This window comes from Neptunitalea lumnitzerae (genome assembly GCF_027924185.1).
GTDB lineage: Bacteria > Bacteroidota > Bacteroidia > Flavobacteriales > Flavobacteriaceae > Neptunitalea > Neptunitalea lumnitzerae.
The window spans coordinates 274,772-295,280 of sequence record NZ_BRVO01000001.1; the positions used below are offsets into that span (position 1 = coordinate 274,772).

16 protein-coding genes are annotated in these 20,509 nt (G+C 35.3%); 15 read left to right on the forward strand and 1 reads right to left on the reverse strand.

The genetic code is table 11. The annotated features are described in order from the left end of the window. The first annotated feature begins 113 nt into the window (after nt 1-113). Nucleotides 114-1,775, forward strand: coding sequence for a patatin-like phospholipase family protein (locus tag Y10_RS01230; RefSeq protein WP_281763539.1), 1,662 nt, complete (start codon nt 114-116; stop codon nt 1,773-1,775). 845 nt (nt 1,776-2,620) lie between these two features. Here the strand turns inward: Y10_RS01230 and Y10_RS01235 are convergent. Beyond that, on the reverse strand, nt 2,621-4,873 hold the full coding sequence (locus tag Y10_RS01235) for a TonB-dependent receptor (RefSeq protein ID WP_281763540.1): 2,253 nt from the start codon (nt 4,871-4,873) through the stop codon (nt 2,621-2,623). Between the two features lie 84 nt (nt 4,874-4,957). Here Y10_RS01235 and Y10_RS01240 point away from each other — a divergent pair, with 84 nt between their 5' ends. The 14 genes from Y10_RS01240 to Y10_RS01305 all read left to right on the forward strand — a co-directional run bounded on the left by Y10_RS01240 (nt 4,958) and on the right by Y10_RS01305 (nt 20,249). After that, complete coding sequence (locus Y10_RS01240; RefSeq protein WP_281763541.1) at nt 4,958-5,611, forward strand: metal-dependent transcriptional regulator; 654 nt, start codon at nt 4,958-4,960, stop codon at nt 5,609-5,611. 24 nt (nt 5,612-5,635) lie between these two features. Further along, the gene (locus Y10_RS01245) at nt 5,636-7,507 is read left to right on the forward strand and encodes an Nramp family divalent metal transporter (protein ID WP_281763542.1); all 1,872 of its coding nucleotides are present in this window, start codon (nt 5,636-5,638) and stop codon (nt 7,505-7,507) included. 189 nt (nt 7,508-7,696) lie between these two features. After that, entirely contained in the window at nt 7,697-8,116 is a 420-nt protein-coding gene (locus Y10_RS01250; protein ID WP_281763543.1) for a hypothetical protein, read from the forward strand. 96 nt (nt 8,117-8,212) lie between these two features. After that, nucleotides 8,213-9,037 carry a ZIP family metal transporter gene (locus Y10_RS01255; RefSeq protein WP_281763544.1) on the forward strand — a complete coding sequence of 275 codons (825 nt, stop codon included), beginning with the start codon at nt 8,213-8,215 and terminating at the stop codon, nt 9,035-9,037. A 396-nt stretch (nt 9,038-9,433) separates the two neighbouring features. Continuing rightward, nucleotides 9,434-10,327 carry a hypothetical protein gene (locus Y10_RS01260; protein WP_281763545.1) on the forward strand — a complete coding sequence of 298 codons (894 nt, stop codon included), beginning with the start codon at nt 9,434-9,436 and terminating at the stop codon, nt 10,325-10,327. Nucleotides 10,328-10,383: 56 nt separating this feature from the next. Then, entirely contained in the window at nt 10,384-12,855 is a 2,472-nt protein-coding gene (locus Y10_RS01265) for a WG repeat-containing protein (protein WP_281763546.1), read from the forward strand. 250 nt (nt 12,856-13,105) lie between these two features. Beyond that, complete coding sequence (locus Y10_RS01270; RefSeq protein WP_281763547.1) at nt 13,106-13,900, forward strand: hypothetical protein; 795 nt, start codon at nt 13,106-13,108, stop codon at nt 13,898-13,900. Nucleotides 13,901-13,947: 47 nt separating this feature from the next. Then, a complete protein-coding gene (locus tag Y10_RS01275; RefSeq protein ID WP_281763548.1) occupies nt 13,948-14,748 on the forward strand; it encodes a hypothetical protein in 801 nt (266 codons plus the stop codon). Nucleotides 14,749-14,839: 91 nt separating this feature from the next. Beyond that, entirely contained in the window at nt 14,840-16,513 is a 1,674-nt protein-coding gene (locus Y10_RS01280) for a vWA domain-containing protein (protein ID WP_281763549.1), read from the forward strand. A 7-nt stretch (nt 16,514-16,520) separates the two neighbouring features. Then, nucleotides 16,521-16,979, forward strand: coding sequence for a hypothetical protein (locus tag Y10_RS01285; protein ID WP_281763550.1), 459 nt, complete (start codon nt 16,521-16,523; stop codon nt 16,977-16,979). 146 nt (nt 16,980-17,125) lie between these two features. Continuing rightward, nucleotides 17,126-17,653, forward strand: a complete 528-nt coding sequence (locus Y10_RS01290) for a hypothetical protein (RefSeq protein WP_281763551.1) — start codon at nt 17,126-17,128, stop codon at nt 17,651-17,653. A gap of 75 nt (nt 17,654-17,728) precedes the next feature. Beyond that, nucleotides 17,729-18,403 (forward strand): hypothetical protein, encoded by a 675-nt coding sequence (locus Y10_RS01295; RefSeq protein WP_281763552.1) that lies wholly within the window; start codon nt 17,729-17,731, stop codon nt 18,401-18,403. Nucleotides 18,404-18,502: 99 nt separating this feature from the next. Further along, a complete protein-coding gene (locus Y10_RS01300; RefSeq protein ID WP_281763553.1) occupies nt 18,503-19,597 on the forward strand; it encodes a glycoside hydrolase family 53 protein in 1,095 nt (364 codons plus the stop codon). Between the two features lie 94 nt (nt 19,598-19,691). Then, nucleotides 19,692-20,249: a hypothetical protein gene (locus Y10_RS01305; protein ID WP_281763554.1), complete on the forward strand. Its 558-nt coding sequence runs from the start codon at nt 19,692-19,694 to the stop codon at nt 20,247-20,249. The last annotated feature ends 260 nt before the right edge of the window (nt 20,250-20,509 follow it).

The window sequence follows — 20,509 nt, forward strand, 5'->3', positions numbered from 1 at the left end:
TTGGTATTTTTGTAACACAGAAACATTTTAAAAATACCCACAGACAGGTATTGTATTGATTCATACTATTTTATAAACTACACACGCCAAATCTCATCTTAAAAACCTGTAGCATGTTACAAAATATTGCATTATGTTTTAGCGGAGGCGGATACCGTGCTGCCGGCTTTTCATTAGGTATTTTATCTTACTTTAATCATGTTGAAATAATTGACCCCGCAACTCAATTAAAAAGCCCCCTTTTAGACAACATTAACGGACTTAGTACTGTTAGTGGTGGTACGTTAACGGGGGTAATTTTTACGCTTTTTAAAGCTAACGAACGTTCGTTTGAAGATTTCTATGCGTTCTTCTATGAGTTTTTAGATGATGACCTTCTATTAGAAAAGGCTCTCACTATTATGGAAGATGATGAGATTTGGAAGCATACTTTTAAAAAACAATCCCTTATCAATGCCTTTTCTATTGCCTATAGAGAACTACTTACCGAAGAAACCTTTGCCGATTTGAAACCTGCCGAAGGTTCCCTTGCAGATTTTTGCTTTAATGCTACTGAATTTACAAACGGATTGGCATTCCGTTTTCAGAATAATGGCTTGTTTGGTAATTACTATTTTAGAGATAAAGACGGACTACAGAACCATAAGGGTGACTTTTACCTTGCGGATATTATCGCCTCTTCTTCTTGCTTTCCGTTAGGTTTTGAACCGCTTACTATGCCCAATGATTATTTTGCAAAGGACTCTATAACCTATAAACAACTAATGCAAGATGCCGACTTTAGAGCGGGTGTTGGTATTATGGATGGCGGTATTGTAGATAACCAAGGTATTGGTAGCACCATGCTTGCCGACAAACGAAAAAAGGAAAACAACTTACCCCAATACGATCTTATTTTAAATTGTGATGTAGGGAGTGGTACCATGCCGCCCTGGGCACCAAGTACCACTAATACTGATAAAACAAGTACTATTGACCAACTGTTAAACAAAGCAGGAAGCTGGTTGAAAAATAATGTTTTGCCTACTATTTTTATCATACTAGGTGCAGCAGGCATTATTTTTGGTCTACTAACCCCGTTGTGTATAAGTGATTGGGCATTGGTGTTTGGTAGCTTTTTATTAATGGGCGGTGTATTGTTATTTTTAGGCAAATACCTAGTGCTGTATTTTTATAAATTTCTGCACAATAAAATAAAAGCTGTGATACCTCATTTTTATGAGGACAAGCTTAAAGCCTTTGACCAAATTGGATTAGGGGTTTTGAAAAGAATGATTACCGAGCGCCTTACCTCTGGTTCTTCTATGATTAATTATGTTTTCTTAAACCAGATTAGACGCCTTAATTATGACTTATTTTATAAAAGTGACGATTTAGAAGGCAGACGTGCCTCGGCACTTATCAATGCGCTTACCAAGGAAAAGTATACTGAAAGTAAACAGGTTTATAAAAATATGAATGCTGAACGTACTTTAGATATTGAAGTACTAAAACACATACCAGAACCTAGCACCGCTATTTTTAATTCTGCTGAAATTGCAGCTAGTTTTGGTACCACCCTTTGGTTTGTACCCGCCGACCGTGATGTACAGCGTTTAAAAAACCTGGTTGCCTGCGGACAATTTACAGCCTGCTATACCTTACTAAAATTTGTAATACGCACAGAGCTTACAACCGATACGCCTATACCAGAACTAAAACCGATTAAAGAAGCACTTTTAAAAGATTGGGAAGCATTTATAAAAGACCCGTTTGTGTTTTTAGGACATGATTGATTTGGTTAACAACGTCATGCTGAACTTGATTAACTACGTTGAATCTCCGATTTCAGCAACACACAAGAAGCTAACGTACTACATAGCTTACTCTGATGGGAACCGGAATCTCGTTCAGGGTGACGATACTCTAAAAAAAGACGTCATGCTGAACTCGATTCAGCATCGCACAAATAGCTTACGTACTGCATGGCTTACTCAGATGAGATCCTGAATCTCGTTCAGGGTGACGATAATCTAAAAACACAAAAACAACGTCATACTGAACTTGTTTCAGCATCACACAAATAGCTTACGTACTGCATGGCTTACTCAAATGAGATCCTGAATCACCTTCAGGGTGACGATACTCTGAAAAAACACAAAAACAACGTCATACTGAACTCGATTCAGCATCCCACAACAAACTAACGTATTGCATCGCTCACTCTGATAAGACCCTGAATCATGTTCAGGGTGACGATACTCTGAAAAAACACAACAAAAAACGTCATGCTGAACTCGTTTCAGCATCTCACAAAAAGCTAACGTACCACATGGCTCACTCTGATGAGACCCTGAATCACCTTCAGGGTGACGATACTCTGATAAACATATCCAAAACGTCATGCTGATTTGATTAACTACGTTGAATCTCCGATTTCAGCATCCCAATACAAACTAACAAACAACATAGCTCACTCAGATGAGACCCTGAATCACCTTCAGGGTGACGATACTCTGAAAAAACACAACAAAAAACGTCATGCTGAACTCGTTTCAGCATCACACTAAAAGCTAACATAATACTTGGCTCACTCTGATGAGACCCTGAATCCTGTTCAGGGTGACGATACTCTAAAAAATTACAAGATTGTATACCTCAACCCTATAAACCCACGAATACCTTGGTTGGGTGCATATACATAGCCAGGATCAAAAGTAAGTGCATAGGGGTTATTAGCGGTTTGCAACACATTCCCATTGGTATCATACTGCACATTTTCATCAAATGGGTCGTTAGCACCAGCAATTAAAAATGGTACGCTTTTATCAGGTGTCCAATTTAATAAGTTCTTAACCCCTCCGTAAAGCTCAAGGTTTTTTACTTTTTTAAAAGTAGCCTGAATGTTTTGTATGCTCCATGTAGGCGAATATGGAGCGCGCGGATCATACTCACCTGCCAAAGGCAATAACATGGAACCATAAACATTCCCTGTATAGTCAAATGTCCAATCATTATTTTCGGTAGTATAAGACACCGACCATGTTCCCGAAAAACGCTCCGTAAGTTGTTGTCTACTTTTAATTCCCTGTTCTGTTTTGGTAACATCCATCAAAGTAGCGCCTGCACTTATGGTAATCTGATTAGGAAAACTAAGTTCTACATCTGCACTTACCCCTTGGGTAACCGCATGCCCTGCTAAATTAGCAAACCTAATCTCATTGGCATTCGTATCATAATCAGGTAAAATCTGATTGCTAAAATACGTATACCATGCCGAGGCATCCACGGTAGCTACCAATCCACCTTTCAAGTAAAAGCGTTGCAAGTAGTTTAGATTTACATTCATAGAACGCTCTGGTTTCAAGTCTTCTTCAATAATAACTTCCCTTGCACCAGTTAAAGCAGCATGTTCCTCTGTAAAAATACTTACAGCTCTAAACCCGGCACCGGCATTTAATCTAAGTACGGCATCGTTACTAGTATTCAATTTATAAGCAATACGAGGCGTAACTATATGCCCATGACGTTTATCATAATCCCATCGTGCCCCTAGCAGTATACTATGATGCTCATTAAAAGTATGTTCGTTTTGTACAAACACCCCAGGAATAGTTACCTCATCGGCAGTGGGTGTAGCTACCGTATTATCTTGATAATAATTATATTTTACAGCACTTCCTAATAGCAACTCATCTTTCTCAAAACTCTTAAAACAAGTTAGCTGAGCAAAGGCAATTTCTTGTTGGGCATCAAACAGGGTATTTCCATAAACCGAATTTTGGTCGTGATATGTATAAGACGTATTTAGCATTACCAAATCTTTAAATGGCAACTGGTAACTCCCTAGTAACTCCACTCTATTGGTATAAATACTTTCGCCATATACCTCATCACCCCCACGATACTTCGGTTCCCATTGCATTTCACCTCCCCATCGGTCTTCATAAAAATAGCGCCCTGCTAAGGTAAACTTACGCTGTTCAGGCCGTTCAAAACTAACTTTATTAAATACTGAAACTCGGTGCTGTAAGGTTACATCGGTAAAATTATCATTGTTATTATCGGTGGGATTATCAAAATAATAGTAATTCACTCCTGTTAGAAGAGAAGTCTTTTTACCCAAATTGGTTTTAAAGCCAATATCTAAATTATTCTCTAACCAACTGGTAGTATAAGCATCTACCGATAGTTTTGGGGCACTAAAATTTTGTTTTGTTATAATATTGATAAGTCCTCCCACTGCCTCGCTACCATATAAACTAGAGGCAGGACCTTTTACTACCTCCACCCGTTCAATAAGCGAATTAGGGATACCACTTAACCCATACACAGTGGAGAGCCCGCTTACAATAGGCATACCATCAACAAGTACCATCGTATAAGGTCCTTCTAATCCGTTGATATGAATATCCCCTGTATTACAAATATTACAATTCAGCTGTGGACGCACCCCATTTACATTTTGTAAGGCTTCAAAAATATTTGGTGTTGGATTCTTCTGTAAAAAAGCAGGACTATACACCGCCACCGGTATGGGGCTTTTTAGTCGGCTCACCGCTTTTAAACTACCCGATACCACCACCTCATCTAATGTAGTATCTTCCTCTAAAACTATTTCTAATACTACATTATTAGCTACCACTAAAGTAGTGCTGTATGGCTTAAACCCTGTATAAGATACTATCAACGTTTGTTTACCCTGTAAAGAATGTGAGAGTGTAAAACTTCCATCTTCTGTGGTAGCCACGCCAATAGCCGTATTTTTAATGTATACACTAGCATAGGGCAACCCTGTACCTGCTGCATCTACTACCTGTCCTTTTATGATATTTTGAGCACAAGTAATTTGCACTAACCCCATCAACACTATACACCTCAACAAATTAACCATAGTCTAATTTTAAATTTAGACAAATCTAAAAATAGTTTTTTACAAATAAAAATGTATTTTTGTACTCATGTAATTTTGTATTGTATGACGCTTTCTGAAGAGAACTACTTAAAAGCTATTTATCACCTATCGGCAAAGTCTGGAATTGCTGTAACCACTAACGATTTAGCAGATGCCATGGACACCAAAGCTTCTTCTGCCACCGATATGATTAAAAAGCTAGCCGATAAAGATTTTGTAAACTATAAAAAGTACCAAGGTGCCACCCTTACTAAAGAAGGCCGACTTATTGCTGCCTCAATTGTAAGAAAGCACCGTTTATGGGAAGTTTTTTTAGTAGAAAAGCTGAACTTTAATTGGGATGAAGTGCATGAAGTAGCAGAACATTTAGAGCATATAAAATCTGATAAACTAATTGAAGAATTGGATGCTTATTTAGATTACCCAACCGTAGACCCGCATGGCGACCCCATACCAGATAAATATGGCGAAATACAAGCTGGTAAAAAAGTTCCTCTGAGTAGTTTAAAACCAAGCGAGAAAGGACTTTGCGTAGGGGTTAAAAATACTTCTAAAGAGTTTCTACAATACTTAGATAAAATTGAAATTGCTTTAGGGATAGAACTTACCATAATAGAAAAGGAAGTTTTTGATGGTTCTGTAACCATTGCCTATAAAGAATTTCAGAAAAATATATCGGCAGTGGCAGCCGCTAACTTATACGTGCGTAAAATATAATTAAGTACCTTAAAATACATTTTTATGAAAGGTAAATCACTTGAAGAAGTTCATGAGTCTATAGACACCAGCCAAAAAAAATCGTTATGGAAACGATTTGTTGCCTTTTTAGGTCCGGCATATTTAATTAGTGTTGGTTATATGGATCCTGGTAACTGGGCTACCGATATTGCTGGTGGTTCTCAGTTTGGGTATGCTCTTATATGGGTTTTATTAATGTCTAACATCATGGCATTACTACTGCAAAGTTTAAGTGCTAGGTTAGGTATTGTAAAAGGGAGAGATTTAGCTCAAGCCTCTCGTGAGACATATTCGCCTTTTGTAAATTTCATTTTATATATCATGGCAGAAATTGCCATTGCTGCCTGTGATTTGGCTGAGGTATTAGGGATGGCCATTGGATTGGAATTATTGTTTGATATTCCACTACTTTGGGGAGTTGGTATTTCTATGCTAGATACCTTCTTACTTTTGTTTTTAATGAATAAAGGCATCCGTAAGATGGAGGCTTTTATTATTACTTTAATAGCCATTATTGGAGGTTGTTTTTTACTTGAAATGGTATTAGCTAAACCCGATTTTAGCGAAATGGCTACCGGTTTTATACCTACCCTACCCAACAAAACAGCGTTATACATTGCTATTGGTATTATTGGAGCAACAGTAATGCCACACAATTTATACCTGCACTCATCACTAGTACAAACTAGAAAGTTTAACAGAGATAAAAAGAGTATTAAGCAAGCACTTAAATACAACATTTTTGATTCTGCCATAGCACTTAACTTGGCATTTTTTGTAAATGCCGCCATTTTAATATTGGCAGCAGCAACGTTTCATAAAAACGGATTGTTTGAGATTGCAGAAATACAAGATGCACACCGAATGTTAGAGCCGTTGTTAGGATCTAAATATGCATCGGTGTTATTTGCATTGGCTTTAATTGCCGCAGGGCAAAGTAGTACTGTTACCGGTACGCTTGCCGGGCAAATTGTAATGGAAGGATATCTAAACTTGCGTATACAACCATGGGTACGTCGCATCATCACCCGTCTTATTGCCATTGTACCCGCAGCTTTAACCGTATTTTATTTGGGAGAAAGTTCTACCGGAGAATTACTGGTACTTAGTCAGGTAGTGCTTAGCTTACAATTAGGTTTTGCCATTATACCGCTTATTCACTTTGTAAGTGATAAAAAGAAAATGGGCGACTTTGCTATTAGCTTAAAAACCAAAATAGCATCATGGGTAATTGCTATTATTATTGTTGGACTTAATGTACAATTAGTATATGACGAAATTAGTAAATGGATAAACACTTCAAATCATCCTATTTACATTTGGATATTTGTAGTACCTGTAGCTATTGGCGCTGCGGTTTTACTGGTTTATATTACTATTAAACCCATATTTAAATCGCGCATTAAGGTTACCAAGCATGTACCGCACATAGATGAATTAATGCTTACTAAGAAAATACCTCCATTATCGTATAAACGTATTGCCATAGCAGTAGACTTTTCAGATGCTGATAGTAATAGCATTTACAAAGCGTTACAAATTGGTAAAAAGGAAGCGAGATACAGTCTAATACATGTAGTAGAAACACCAGGAGCTTTGGTACATGGAGAAAACACTAAGGACTATGAAAGTAGTAGTGACCAAGCATATCTAAATCATTACGAAGAACAACTGGTAGCTCAAGGTTTTAAAGTAAGTACCCATTTACGATTTGGAAGTCCGAAAAAAGAGATTCCAGCATTGGTAAACAAGGCAGAATACGATTTGCTGATTATGGGAGCTCATGGCCACTCATGGTTTAAAGATATGGTATTAGGTACCACAATAGACACTGTACGTCATAAAGTAAAAGTACCAGTAATGATTGTGAAGTAGTATACATAGGGGTTTACCTATTATAGTATTAGGGTTTTTCCTTGCTAAAATCTTACAACCCCTAAAAAAACATACGTTAAAGGGTTATATTTTTGTTTTTAAACGATTTCAATCAAATATACATTGAATATCACATAGTTAATTATTAACTTAAATGTATAAAAACAAACCTTTTAAACCACTTTAATTATGAAAAAGTTTATTCTTTTTAGCTTCTTATTTATTAGTATGTATACTCTTCAGGCGCAATCGAGAGATTTTGATGGTATTTGGACAGGCACCCTTACTACCAATGATGACCGTACCATGAGCGTAACCCTGTATATTGATGACAATAACGTTTATTCTGTAACCACCGATTCCGATGGCGACCGAATAAAAGACACGGACTACGAAGTTATTTGGAGTAAAGGTTATGGTGAACAACTAAACTATGTTTGGATGAACAAAGGAGGGGTATGGACCGAAACGCAATCGTACTTTATGGCTTATATAAATAGCACTAAATTATCCGTGTATTTTACACGACACGTATCTAACGAAAGTGAAGATTATGACGGTAATACCGACTGGGGGTATACTGCAACCGGATATTTGTATAAAGAGTAAAATTAAATTACCATAACCAATCGTTAGCCCTTACTTATGTACGTAACATGTAAGGGCTTTTTTGTATCTTTCTACCATATAGAATAACGTACATACATGTTTACATCTTTACTTGAATTTTTTGAATCTATAGATCCGGTATGGGGTGCTTTAATAGCTACCGTATTCACTTGGCTAGTAACTGCCGCAGGTGCTGCTTTTGTTTTCTTTTTTAAAACCATGAAACGTACCGTACTAGATGGCATGTTAGGATTTACTGGTGGTGTTATGGTGGCTGCTAGTTTTTGGAGTTTACTGGCCCCTGCTATTGAAATGAGCAGTGGCGAGGGTTTTGCTAAAGTAATACCCTCTGCTATAGGTTTTGCATTGGGAGCACTATTCTTATTTAGCTTAGACAAGCTATTGCCACATTTACATATAAATTTTACCCCAAATGAAAGTGAAGGTCTCACAACTAATTGGCATAGAACTACTTTATTAGTACTTGCCATAACCCTACACAACATACCAGAAGGGCTAGCCGTTGGAGTGCTGTTTGGTGGAGTAGCCGCAGGCATACCAGAAGCTTCTATTTCAGCAGCTGTTATATTGGCTATTGGAATCGGAATTCAAAATTTCCCTGAAGGCATTGCTGTTTCCATGCCATTAAGAAGACAAGGTATGAGCAGAAGACGCAGTTTTTTCTATGGGCAACTTTCTGCTATTGTAGAACCCATTGCAGGTGTAGTTGGGGCTATAGCTGTAAGTTTCTTTACCCCTATTTTACCCTATGCACTAGCATTTGCCGCAGGAGCTATGATATTTGTAGTTGTAGAAGAGGTGATACCAGAAACCCAACAAGATGGTCATACAGACATATCGGTGCTTGGTTTTATAGGAGGGTTTTTAGTCATGATGATTTTAGATGTTGCTTTAGGGTAATTGCTAAAACTGGTGATGCATAACCTAACCTATATCGATGAACTACACATCTTTGTCATTTACCTTTAGATAGCTACCATTCGTCTACAGATAAAATACACTCGACAATACTTTTGTAAAAAAGTGAAGATTTCGCTTTAACATTGCCTTGTAAGTTTAAGTAGTAATATAAACATCTTTTTTGTCCCAAACCAAAACGAATGTATGATTAAAAATTTACTAATGTAATTTACATTTAATACATACATGAAATATTACCGCCATAGCCTAAAGCTTTTCACCAATTCATATCTTTAGAGCAAACTAATAAAGTAAATAATTAAAGTGAAAATTAACTTGAAGCTTACGGCGGTAGTATTAAAAAATGAGTATATTAAGGTTTACATAGCCTTTATCATGAAAAATATTCTTCTTACATTTTTCTCTTTAATTAGTACTATTTCAATGTTTGCCCAAAATGCCAATACTTTTGAAGTAGCCGTAAAGAAAACAAATACCTATCTTTCAGTATACAGCCAGGTACAGCCCTATCATTTCGAGATTTCCCTAAATGAATATACCCTTCCGAAAGAGGATATTTTAGCATTACATAAAGAGTACAACATCACCAATGACTCCATTGACACCATTGATACTTATGAGTTTTTAGGGTATTTACAAGATAAAATAATACACCACTTGGTGACAGCTATCAACCAACCAGAATTCAATACAGCAAAAATTGAAAACCTTTTTCATTCAAATTTAGGCATTCTTATTTCAGACGACGGACTACTTTATAACTTTATGCTAGATGAAAAAACCGGAGGCTCTTATCGTAGTTATCTATCTTTTGTTTACTATAAACCACTTACTACTGAATTAAAGGTAACTGCAGAACAACTAAGAAACAAAGAACTACCTCCTCCCTATTCAGCATTTTCAGGAGATGGTTTTACCGCCATTAAAAAAATGACCTCCGCAACAAATGAGGTTCAGTACATAGCTGAAGGTTATGTTAAAGGTTGTGGCACCTGTTTTATAACTTATGTTAGTTTAATAACATTGCGTAATGCTAATTTTGAAACAGATTTTAGTTACGCCGTTGAAACCAGATTAAATGTAGCAGATATATCCTATAGCAACCATTTAAACACCATTACTATTACCTACGATACAAGTGATTTAACTCCTGATTGTTATTGTACTGAAGAAGAATCACACAAAGATTACAACCCAGAAAATAGCTCAAAAAAATGCATTTGCATTTTTAACTACAGCAACGGTAATTTTAAACCGTCCAATTTTTAAAGTAGGATTTTTCAAAAAAAATAGTATTTTAGCTACTACAACAACCCAATGCATACATGAAATTTTTCCTTTTTGCTGCATTCCTACTTTGTGGTATTACATTAGTTTCTGCACAGGTAACTTATGCAACAGACAGTCCACACGAAAAAACTGATAGCAATCCATATTCACATTTTTATAAACTTCCAGCACAACCCAATGGCAAAACGGGAGTTATAAAAGGGAAAGATACCATCATACCTCCCAAATATGACATTATCTACAAATTTGAAAATCGTGGGTATTTTGTGCAAAAGGGAGATAAAATGGGATATTTTGGAAAAGATGGCGAAGAAATTATTCCAGTAAAATACGACTCACTAATTCCATTTAAAACCATTAATTACTATACATATTCCATCAAAACAAAAAACAAAGGTTTGTATGGATTAATGAATATTCATGGTATAGAATATTTAAAAGCGGAATATAAAGATATTTTAGGCTTCAACACAGCCAAGCAATATGCAGTCTACGATAAAAAAGGAAATTTAACGATTATATCCGAGTCGGGTAAAAACAAGAAACTGAATCCCGACAAAATAATTTTTTATGAAAATGCCTTAGTGTTATACCAAGGGGGAAAAGTGGGCTTTTTTACCAATGATACCTTTACAGGCTACCAGTATGATATTATAAAAAACGGAATATCAAAAATACCAACACCTTTACCTGATGCTCCTAAAGAAACTATTTCCTATATAAACACAAAATTAGAATATCCTATAGCGATACAAAACGGAAAAGTAGGCCTCTTAAACTTGCAAGGAGAAGTGTTGATTCCTTTTAAGTACAACGGAATTACCAAACACAACAACAACGATTACTTCACCTATAAGGATAATAATCTATTAGGTATATATTTTAGAAAAACAAACACCTATATACCAGCTAAATATCAAAAAATACAGCAAAAAGGACAAGATAATTTCATTGTATCAGAAAATGGGAAATACGGCGTATTAGACTATAAAACCGGAGCTGAATTAATACCCTCTAAATACAAACGTATTACCATTTATGGTTCTAAATCTAATCCTATTTATGAGGTTAAAATAAACCATAAATATGGTTTTATAGATGCTAACGGAAAGATGATTTTGGAACCGGAATATGATGCCATTTCCAAAATTTATGGTGCAAGAGGTATACCATCTAGTACCTATATAACCAAAAAAGATTCTTTACATGGCCTTTTTGACATTTACAAGGGAAAATTAATGCCTGTAAAATACCTTTATATAGGCAGCTTTGCTAACAAATATTTAATGGCTTGCACCCCTGCACCAAACCGTAAATACGGCCTTTTTAACTATGATGGCACCACCGTTTTAGACACCGAATATGACAATATCTACGAGAAAAGAGACTCCCACTACAAGAATTACAAGTTTAAGAAAGATGGTTTGTATGGCTTTATTGATACCAATGGAAAGGTAACCATACCAGCACAGTATACCCATGTAACTACCACACCAACTATCAATCATGATATTATTTACCCGGAAGGCGTTAAAAATCATTATCAAACGATAAGTACCAAGAACGGAAAAAACGGAGTTATAAACCGTTTTACTAATACGATTCCTATACCAGCAGAATACGATACCATTGTAGCTAAGCTAGAAGATACAGACAACAATGAGGTATATTTTGTAGCTAAACATGAAAAGTATTATGGAATTATTGATGATGCTAATAAAATTATTGTTCCTTTTAAATATGATACCTTAGACCTCTATTTGAATGAAGAATATCAAAGCTTTGACAAAGCTGATATAACCTTTGCCGCATCAAAAAAAGGTAAGTTTGGTATTTTAAACTTAAATGAGAAAGAAATACTCCCCTTCAAGTACGAGTATATAAGTAAAGTTAGTGCTAAGAACCTATTTAAAGTAAGAGAAAACGGGGCATACAACTTATACAAAAACAATGTTAGAGTAACCACCACAGGTTATGACGAAATATCAGAATTCGAAGGTAGCAAAGCCTTAGCTTTTAAAAATAATAAAATGGTTGAGATTGATTTAACAGGAAAGGTGCTAACACAACCAGTACCCATGCAACCTCACCAAGGTTTCACCTCAATGTATGCCATGAAAAAGGCATTTTACGATGCTATGGAAACCAACACTGAAGAGGCGTTTAGAGACCTTGCCAAAAAAATGGCTCCGTCTCCACATCTTATGTATTTCTTTAAACACAAAACCAGTAGAATACAGCAACACATCTCATACCTTAATTATGAAAATATTGAAGAAGAGTACTACCAAATACTAATAAAAATAAGAGGCTTAATTTGGTCTTATGATTATGATAAAAGAAATTTATTAGACACCGAAGACTATACTATAATTGAAAACGGAATAGAAACAAATACGAGGACGAACTCTCACACTTATGACAACAAAAAATACGTGGAGAAGTTTTTAAGAAACTCCTTAAAAATAAATGGTTATTGGATTAGTTCTTACTTTTTTAGATTTTAAAGAAAGGCAAGGCCCATTAAAATACGTAAAAATACGTACAAAAAAAATCCAGCAAACCGATAAGTTTGCTTTGTAAAATAGAAATACATTTTTCCCAACACAAAACGCCCCTACATCTATTTTTCCCCCCGATGCCTTACCTATCCCAACAGGTAAGGCGTCATCAGGGGCTATAAATTTCCTTTGAGTTATTAAACTCCTTTTGCTAGGTTTACGTATCTTTACTACGAGCGTTTTAAAAATGCTGCTAATGAGAAAGATAAAATGGGCTGTGATATTGCCATCACCAAAACTAAAAAACTTGAAGTACTACATAATTCTGCTAGCTACATTTTTGGTAGCATGTGACAGCAGTTTCGATGCTAAGAAGTATCCCCAACAGGTGACCAAAAAAACCAAATGTTTCCCTGTTCATAGTTGCTATGCAACAAACTATAACGACTTTAGTTTACTTCCAAAATCTATAAGAAATAGTATTAATAATTACCTTGCAGATAGATTAGGTGATAGTATTTACACTAAAGTTACCTTTAATGATTGCACCGTTTATACCAACATTCCTAAAACTGAAATTGGAGCTAGTAAACAAGTTGCTGAATTTTTATTACACGAAGGAGACTCACTACCCCAAACATTAACAGGGTGCGACTCTAACATGGCATACCCCATATATTCTGCACTATATACACTACACTGGCCAGAAAAAGGGATAGAACGTTATGACTTTTGTATAATGTTAGATAAATACGGAGCGCCAGTTTTAGATATTGCTTTACCCAGTAAAAAACATTTGACAAAGTTATTACCTATAAACACCGTAATAGACACCCTTATACACCGCGAAATACCCTATAAAAACACACAAATTAACTTGTATTTTGATAGGTATTTAGAAACTCTCCTATGGGAAGCCGCATTAATTACCGAACCTTGTGATGAAAGCGTAGCAGGGTGCACGCCCAAAGTAAAACACCTCTTTACACTAAACGCCTATAACGGAAAGGTAATGCAGTTTGACCCTAGTAATTTACAAGTGAATCATTAGGGGATACTAAATAGTAGCTAAAAACGTTTTAACATAAAAAAATCCTTATGAAATTATGGTTGATACTATTTATTACTATAACTCCCTTACTGGCAACTGCACAAAAAAACTTAGAGAATAAAACATTTATAAATGGTAGTACGGCATATTGGAATAAAACATCTGACTTAGATACTTCTAAAAGCATTAACGATATAACCCTAAGAGCAGACAATACCTTTCAAGTTTACTCTAGACCCAGTTACAGTTGTTGGTCATGGCAATCATACGAAGGCAACTATACTATTCACAAAGACACGTTAACCATGTTTAGTAATTATGAAGTAAAAGAAGCATCATATACCATATCATATTCTAATACTGAAAAACGTGAAGCCTACCGCATTCATTTCAATCTAGATAACAACACCTCCTTAAATACCGAAACAGTTTTCATAGCATATAACTATGATGAATATTCTCATATAAAAACAACAAAAGATACTTTATACACTAATACCAATGGTGTACTAGAAATACCCTTTAAAAGAGTAAAACACCGAAAAAAACTTACTTCTATTCAAATCAAATTACAACGAAACATCGATTATGTTGTACATATTAAAAATGATAATTCGCTAGACATTAAACCATTTGAAATTCCTAATACTATACAGGTAGCCCTCAAAACTAATCCAAAAATTGATACGGTTTATAGAACAGTAAAAGCAATTCTAAACGACACTTTCTTAAGAGTTATCTCGATAAACAAAACTGTCTCCAAATATCCTGAAGCTGATTATGGTAATGGCATTTACTTTCATGATCTCCATTACGAAAGCATATACACACTAAACACAAACCTCTAAAAACAAGTGTTTTATAAAATTAATAGCATCATTCACAAGTTTGGCATCTTTATTGATTTTCGCATAACAGCAACCAATAAAAAAACATGTGATGAAAAAAATGATGCTTTCTGTCGCCACGCTTTTAGTACTAATAAGCTGTGGTTCTAACACCCCAAAAGAAGATGTAACTAACCAAGAAAACGCACCTAAAAGTACTGTTACCAGTACAGATAAAACTCCACCACCACCTAAACAACAACAAAAAACCGAAACCTTACAATTTGTAGTTATGGAAGATGCAGAAGAAGTTGCACCTAACGGTTCCTATAGCTACGATATGGGGGCATTGCAAAAAACTTATAATACCGAAGAATACGATGTAATTACTGAAAACAATTTTAAAGAAGTACTTAAAAATCCGCTGTCTACTTTTTCTGCAGATGTAGATGGAGCATCGTACAGTAACACCCGCCGTTTTATATCTAAAGGGCAACTACCACCTAAAGATGCGGTGCGTGTAGAAGAATTTATTAATTATTTTAATTACAACTATAAACAACCCAAAGGAAATCATCCGTTTTCTATAACTACAGAGGTAAGTGATTGCCCATGGAATGCAAATAACAAACTAGTACATATTGGTTTACAAGGTAAAGAAATAGATATGGAAAATGCCCCTAAAAGCAACCTGGTATTTCTATTAGATGTATCAGGCTCTATGGATAGCCCAGATAAACTACCTTTACTAAAATCATCGTTCAACCTTTTAGTAAACCAACTAGGAGAAAATGACCGTATTGCCATCGTGGTTTACGCCGGGGCAGCTGGCGTAGTTTTACCCTCTACTACATGTAATTATAAAGAAACTATTATGGAAGCTATTAACAACCTTAATGCTGGTGGTAGTACCGCCGGTGGCGAAGGTATTCAGCTTGCTTATAAAATTGCCCATGATAATTTTATACAAGGTGGTAACAACCGAATTATACTAGCAACTGATGGCGACTTTAACGTGGGTACTTCTAGCAATGCAGCATTGGTAAGGCTTATTGAAGAAAAAAGAGCATCTGGCATCTTCTTATCGGTATTAGGGTTTGGAACCGGAAATTATAAAGACAATAAGATGGAACAAATAGCCGATAAAGGAAACGGAAACTATAATTACATAGACAACTTGTTTGAGGCTAAAAAGGTATTGGTAAATGAAATGGGCGGTACGCTAGTAACCATTGCTAAAGATGTGAAAATTCAAGTAGAGTTTAACCCAGCTAAAGTAGCTCAATACCGTTTAATTGGGTATGAAAACCGAACTCTAAATGCTGAAGATTTTGACAATGACACTAAAGATGCCGGTGAGTTAGGCTCTGGACATACCGTAACCGCTTTATATGAAATTGTTCCAGTAGGTAACGAAAACACCACCGAGGCTGGTTATAAATACCAACAAACTACTATTGCCGAAACTGCTTATAAAGGAAATGAATTAGCTACTGTAAAATTTAGATACAAAGCACCAGAAGCCAATGAAAGCACATTGCTTGAAGAAATCATAAAAGACAATGGAGTAACCTTGAACAAAACCTCTGACAATTTTAGATTTTCTGCTGCCGTAGCCGAATTTGGATTGTTACTTCGTGATTCTAAATTTAAAGGCATCTCTAATTACGCACAAGTACTTGCGCTAGCCAAAGCCGCAAAAGGAACTGATGAAAATGGTTACCGTATTGAATTTATTAAAATGGTAGACATGGCTAAAAACTTTGACACCAATGGAAACCAATAAAAAACATATGAAAAACAAAAGAGCACCAAGAAAAACCGTAAGCTTTAAAATGGTTCATATGGCTATTATTCTGTTAATAGTAACCGCATTTGTAACCATGGCTATGAAACCGGCACCTTCTGTAGAAGAGAACATAGTTGGTAGTTGGACATTTGATTTCTCTAAGGGTAGAGAAACTATTCAACTTAAAAAAGTAGATAAATTAAAAAGAGATGCATCTGGCATCACTTTTAAGGCAGACGGTACCTTAATAAAAAGACAAAATGAAAGCTGGTGTGGTACACCGCCTATATCTTATAAAAATTTCTTTGGCACTTGGGAAAAAGTGGCAGAGAATACGTTGCTACTAAAATATGATTATTGGGGTGGTAAAATTCACAGTACTTGGAAAATTACCGAGGTTTCTGAAAATACAATTACTTATAACGAATTGAAAAGCGAAACTATTAGAAACAAGAAAAGATAGCCATCCCCGATGAAAAAATTAAAAATAGCACTGGCTATATCTAGTTGTTGTATGGGGTGGTATGGGCATAGCCAAAATACCACTTCATTAACATTGCTTTAAATATTCAACTTATTTAAAACTAAAAAACCTACTTCCACTACTCAATGAACCTCATTACCAACAAAAATTACGGTATACTTTTTACCTTGTACATACTCCTAACCACTGTTGGGCACACACAAGAACAACCAGACTTTAATAAGTTTGCTAGGTACAAATCGGTTAACCTTTACACGGGTTATAACTATAGCTTTGGCGATCCGCACAGTAATAACTTTCATCTTTTAGATATTGGTGTTAATAAAGCTGCATATGGCGGGCGTCATGGAGGAGGTTTCCAGTATGGGCTTGGAACAGAAATAGCTCTCAACACACATCACTTTACTGTAGGACCTAAAATTACTGCCCACATATCTACTATGGGACTAACCATTGGCTCAGAACTTATTACTTATACAGATTTTAATAACTACACTTTACGGTATGTTCCGTATTTTGGTATAGGTGGCGAAAAATTAAGAATTACCATCAATCCTCATGTAATTCTTACGAATAAGAAGTATCAACCTATAGATAAAGGGGCTGTAACTATTGTCTTTAATTTAGCACTGAAGAGGGAGGCTATTGATTAACCTCAAACAGTCATTAATAATAAAAAATGTATTTTCACAAACTTAACTATGTAAAGCAAACATATAATATTATTTATGATTCATAAGTTTTATAGTAAAACATCCAAAGAGCAAAAAAAAGTTCAAATAAAAATAGGTCTGCTTGCCTTGTTAATAATAGCAATTGGAGTATGGATAGCGTGGTTCACCCAGGTATACATTATAGGCATTCTTATATTTTTCATAATAATTACCCTGCTAGCCCCATTTGTAGATACCCCTTCAATGAAACAAGCTGGGCGTTTAACCTATCACTCTTTACTATTTATTACAGAGAAGCCAAAAGACAATAAAATAAAAGTACATGGTGGTACCTTATTTGATTATGTTTTTGTGCTTTGCAAACAAATACCACGAGAGAAACGAATTCATTTTATTTTACAACAATACGTAGAAGGACTTATACACCTCATTACCTCTTTAGAAAATAGCAAAGAAGAACATATAATAATTAGTGGCACCAGTTATATAATCAATGAACGCACGGCTAAACGACTAGGTTTTAAAGTTATAGACACTGACGGCCTGCAACTTATAATTTTAGCTTTGAATTATTGTAATATCACCACCTCTTACTCCATTGCTAAAGGAAAAATAACCCTTCCCAATATTGCTAAAACCAAAACCTTTGAGGTTTCATTGGCCGATCTTAAAGAAAAGAAAAGCTACCTAATAAGTCTGAACAAAAAATTGTACTCACGTTTAAAATAGCACAACAAATAAAATCAACCACCGTTTAATAAAAATTGATATTCATCATAAATTCAAATTGAGTATTCTCTATATTTGTTTTAGAAATAGATTTTAATAATGATTCGTTCTATAAAACATAGTATCTGTGCATTCCTATTGCTATGGGTATGGTCATGTGGTTCTAACAATGACAATGAAACTCCAGATACTCCCGAAGAAACAGAAACTACTTTTATCTCTGCTGTTGATATTTCAAGTTTACCAGAAATTTTAGAAGCTAATACCATTTTTTACAACTTAGACAATGAGGCTACTAATGCGCTCACCTTGTTAAAAGATAGTGGAGTTAACACCATACGCTTGCGCTTATGGGTAAACCCTGAAAACGGACACTCTGGTTTTTCAGAAGTACAGCAATTTGCTACTACTCTTAAAACCTATGGTTTTAAAATATGGCTTACTGTACATTATTCAGATACTTGGGCAGACCCAGCGCAACAATCGATACCTGCTGCTTGGGAAAACGATAACATGGCAGCACTAATTACCCATGTACAAGATTACACTACCCAAATAATGACAGATATAGCACCCGATTTCATACAGATAGGGAATGAGATTAATAGTGGTTTTATGCACCCTATGGGTAACATTAACACCAACCCATCTCAGTTTATCACCCAAATGGAAACTGCCATTTCAGTAGTACGTATTGTAAAACCCAACACCAAAATTATAGTTCACTATGCGGGCATAGAAGGTGCTGAGTGGTTTTATAATCAAATAAACATGTTAGATTATGATATGATAGGGCTCTCTTATTACCCTATTTGGCATGGCAAAAGCTTTACCGATTTAGAAAACACCATAAATACCGTGGCTACCACACACAACAAACAAGTGGTTATTGCAGAAACAGCGTATCCGTTTACCTTAGGGTGGAATGATTGGACTAATAACATTGTTGGTCTAGATGAACACCTTATTTTACCTGACTACCCAGCTACTCCAACAGGCCAGAAAGACTTTGTAAATGCTATTAAAAACCTTATGCTAAACAACAGTAACGGAATAGGATTTTGTTACTGGGGAGCCGAATTAGTAGCTTGGAAAGGTACAGAGGCCACAGACGGATCCTCATGGGAAAACCAAGCTTTATTTGATTTTGATAATAAGGCATTACCTGTAATAGAAACTTTTGCCGTAGATTAACAAATAACCAAAATAAACCACATATATTAAAATATCAATATTTTTTTTACGATAAAAAGATAATATCGTATCTTTTCCGAATAACCAATTTAAAATGAAAACACCCCTCCTAAAAATTTTAATTGGATTATTACTGCTATCCTTTGTTGGAATAAAGTATCATCCAGAATTTAATGAACCAGACTTTTTTATTAAACACAAGCCTAGCCTAAAAATGGAATATAGAAGTCCGTTAGCAGAAACGGACAGTGATATCTCATTACTCAGCAAACAAGATCAGGCAGAAGAATTAGCATATCGAGAATTTGTAGGCACTTATATGAACTATGACCTATTTGATGATATAGCGCCCCTTATTATTGCCTTAATTATGTATTGCTTTTCTACCGGTATACTTCAAATAGCTATTAAAAGGCGTAGAAGAAAACCTAACAATTTAAAAAGGAAAATAACCAGTTACCTAGGTAATCTGATGTTATTTTTTGTTTTGTATGCATTTTATTGGAATGTATACAGTAACGGCGTTGTATTGATAGTAACATATGCTGTTGCAAGCCTTTCCTTCCAGTATGTACTATTTAAGTGGAACCGGAAAAAAAAGAAAAAAAAACCTACACACAACGATTACGGTTTACGTAAAAACTATAATTAGACCAAAAATTACGTATAAATAGGTATACCGCCGCCTACTTTTTTAAAGTAAAATTGCGGCGACCAAACTGTAATAAATAAATTTAAATTTTCACTAGTAATGGAAATCGAAAAGCACCTTCTTAAAGGTGCTTTTTGTTTTTATTACTTTTTTATCTTTTTATAAAACCAACTTTTCCTTACTTTCGTAAATACCCATAAAGAATCTAATAAAACAAAGTTTTAAGTAAATGTCTACACTTTAGTTAGAAAAAGATCGTT

What these genes read in the sequence shown, in the direction of transcription:
- Y10_RS01230 (WP_281763539.1), top strand. Translation starts at nt 114, where the DNA reads ATGTTACAAAATATTGCATTATGTTTTAGCGGAGGCGGATACCGTGCT.
- Y10_RS01235 (WP_281763540.1), bottom strand. Translation starts at nt 4,873, where the DNA reads ATGGTTAATTTGTTGAGGTGTATAGTGTTGATGGGGTTAGTGCAAATT.
- Y10_RS01240 (WP_281763541.1), top strand. Translation starts at nt 4,958, where the DNA reads ATGACGCTTTCTGAAGAGAACTACTTAAAAGCTATTTATCACCTATCG.
- Y10_RS01245 (WP_281763542.1), top strand. Translation starts at nt 5,636, where the DNA reads ATGAAAGGTAAATCACTTGAAGAAGTTCATGAGTCTATAGACACCAGC.
- Y10_RS01250 (WP_281763543.1), top strand. Translation starts at nt 7,697, where the DNA reads ATGAAAAAGTTTATTCTTTTTAGCTTCTTATTTATTAGTATGTATACT.
- Y10_RS01255 (WP_281763544.1), top strand. Translation starts at nt 8,213, where the DNA reads ATGTTTACATCTTTACTTGAATTTTTTGAATCTATAGATCCGGTATGG.
- Y10_RS01260 (WP_281763545.1), top strand. Translation starts at nt 9,434, where the DNA reads ATGAAAAATATTCTTCTTACATTTTTCTCTTTAATTAGTACTATTTCA.
- Y10_RS01265 (WP_281763546.1), top strand. Translation starts at nt 10,384, where the DNA reads ATGAAATTTTTCCTTTTTGCTGCATTCCTACTTTGTGGTATTACATTA.
- Y10_RS01270 (WP_281763547.1), top strand. Translation starts at nt 13,106, where the DNA reads ATGAGAAAGATAAAATGGGCTGTGATATTGCCATCACCAAAACTAAAA.
- Y10_RS01275 (WP_281763548.1), top strand. Translation starts at nt 13,948, where the DNA reads ATGAAATTATGGTTGATACTATTTATTACTATAACTCCCTTACTGGCA.
- Y10_RS01280 (WP_281763549.1), top strand. Translation starts at nt 14,840, where the DNA reads ATGAAAAAAATGATGCTTTCTGTCGCCACGCTTTTAGTACTAATAAGC.
- Y10_RS01285 (WP_281763550.1), top strand. Translation starts at nt 16,521, where the DNA reads ATGAAAAACAAAAGAGCACCAAGAAAAACCGTAAGCTTTAAAATGGTT.
- Y10_RS01290 (WP_281763551.1), top strand. Translation starts at nt 17,126, where the DNA reads ATGAACCTCATTACCAACAAAAATTACGGTATACTTTTTACCTTGTAC.
- Y10_RS01295 (WP_281763552.1), top strand. Translation starts at nt 17,729, where the DNA reads ATGATTCATAAGTTTTATAGTAAAACATCCAAAGAGCAAAAAAAAGTT.
- Y10_RS01300 (WP_281763553.1), top strand. Translation starts at nt 18,503, where the DNA reads ATGATTCGTTCTATAAAACATAGTATCTGTGCATTCCTATTGCTATGG.
- Y10_RS01305 (WP_281763554.1), top strand. Translation starts at nt 19,692, where the DNA reads ATGAAAACACCCCTCCTAAAAATTTTAATTGGATTATTACTGCTATCC.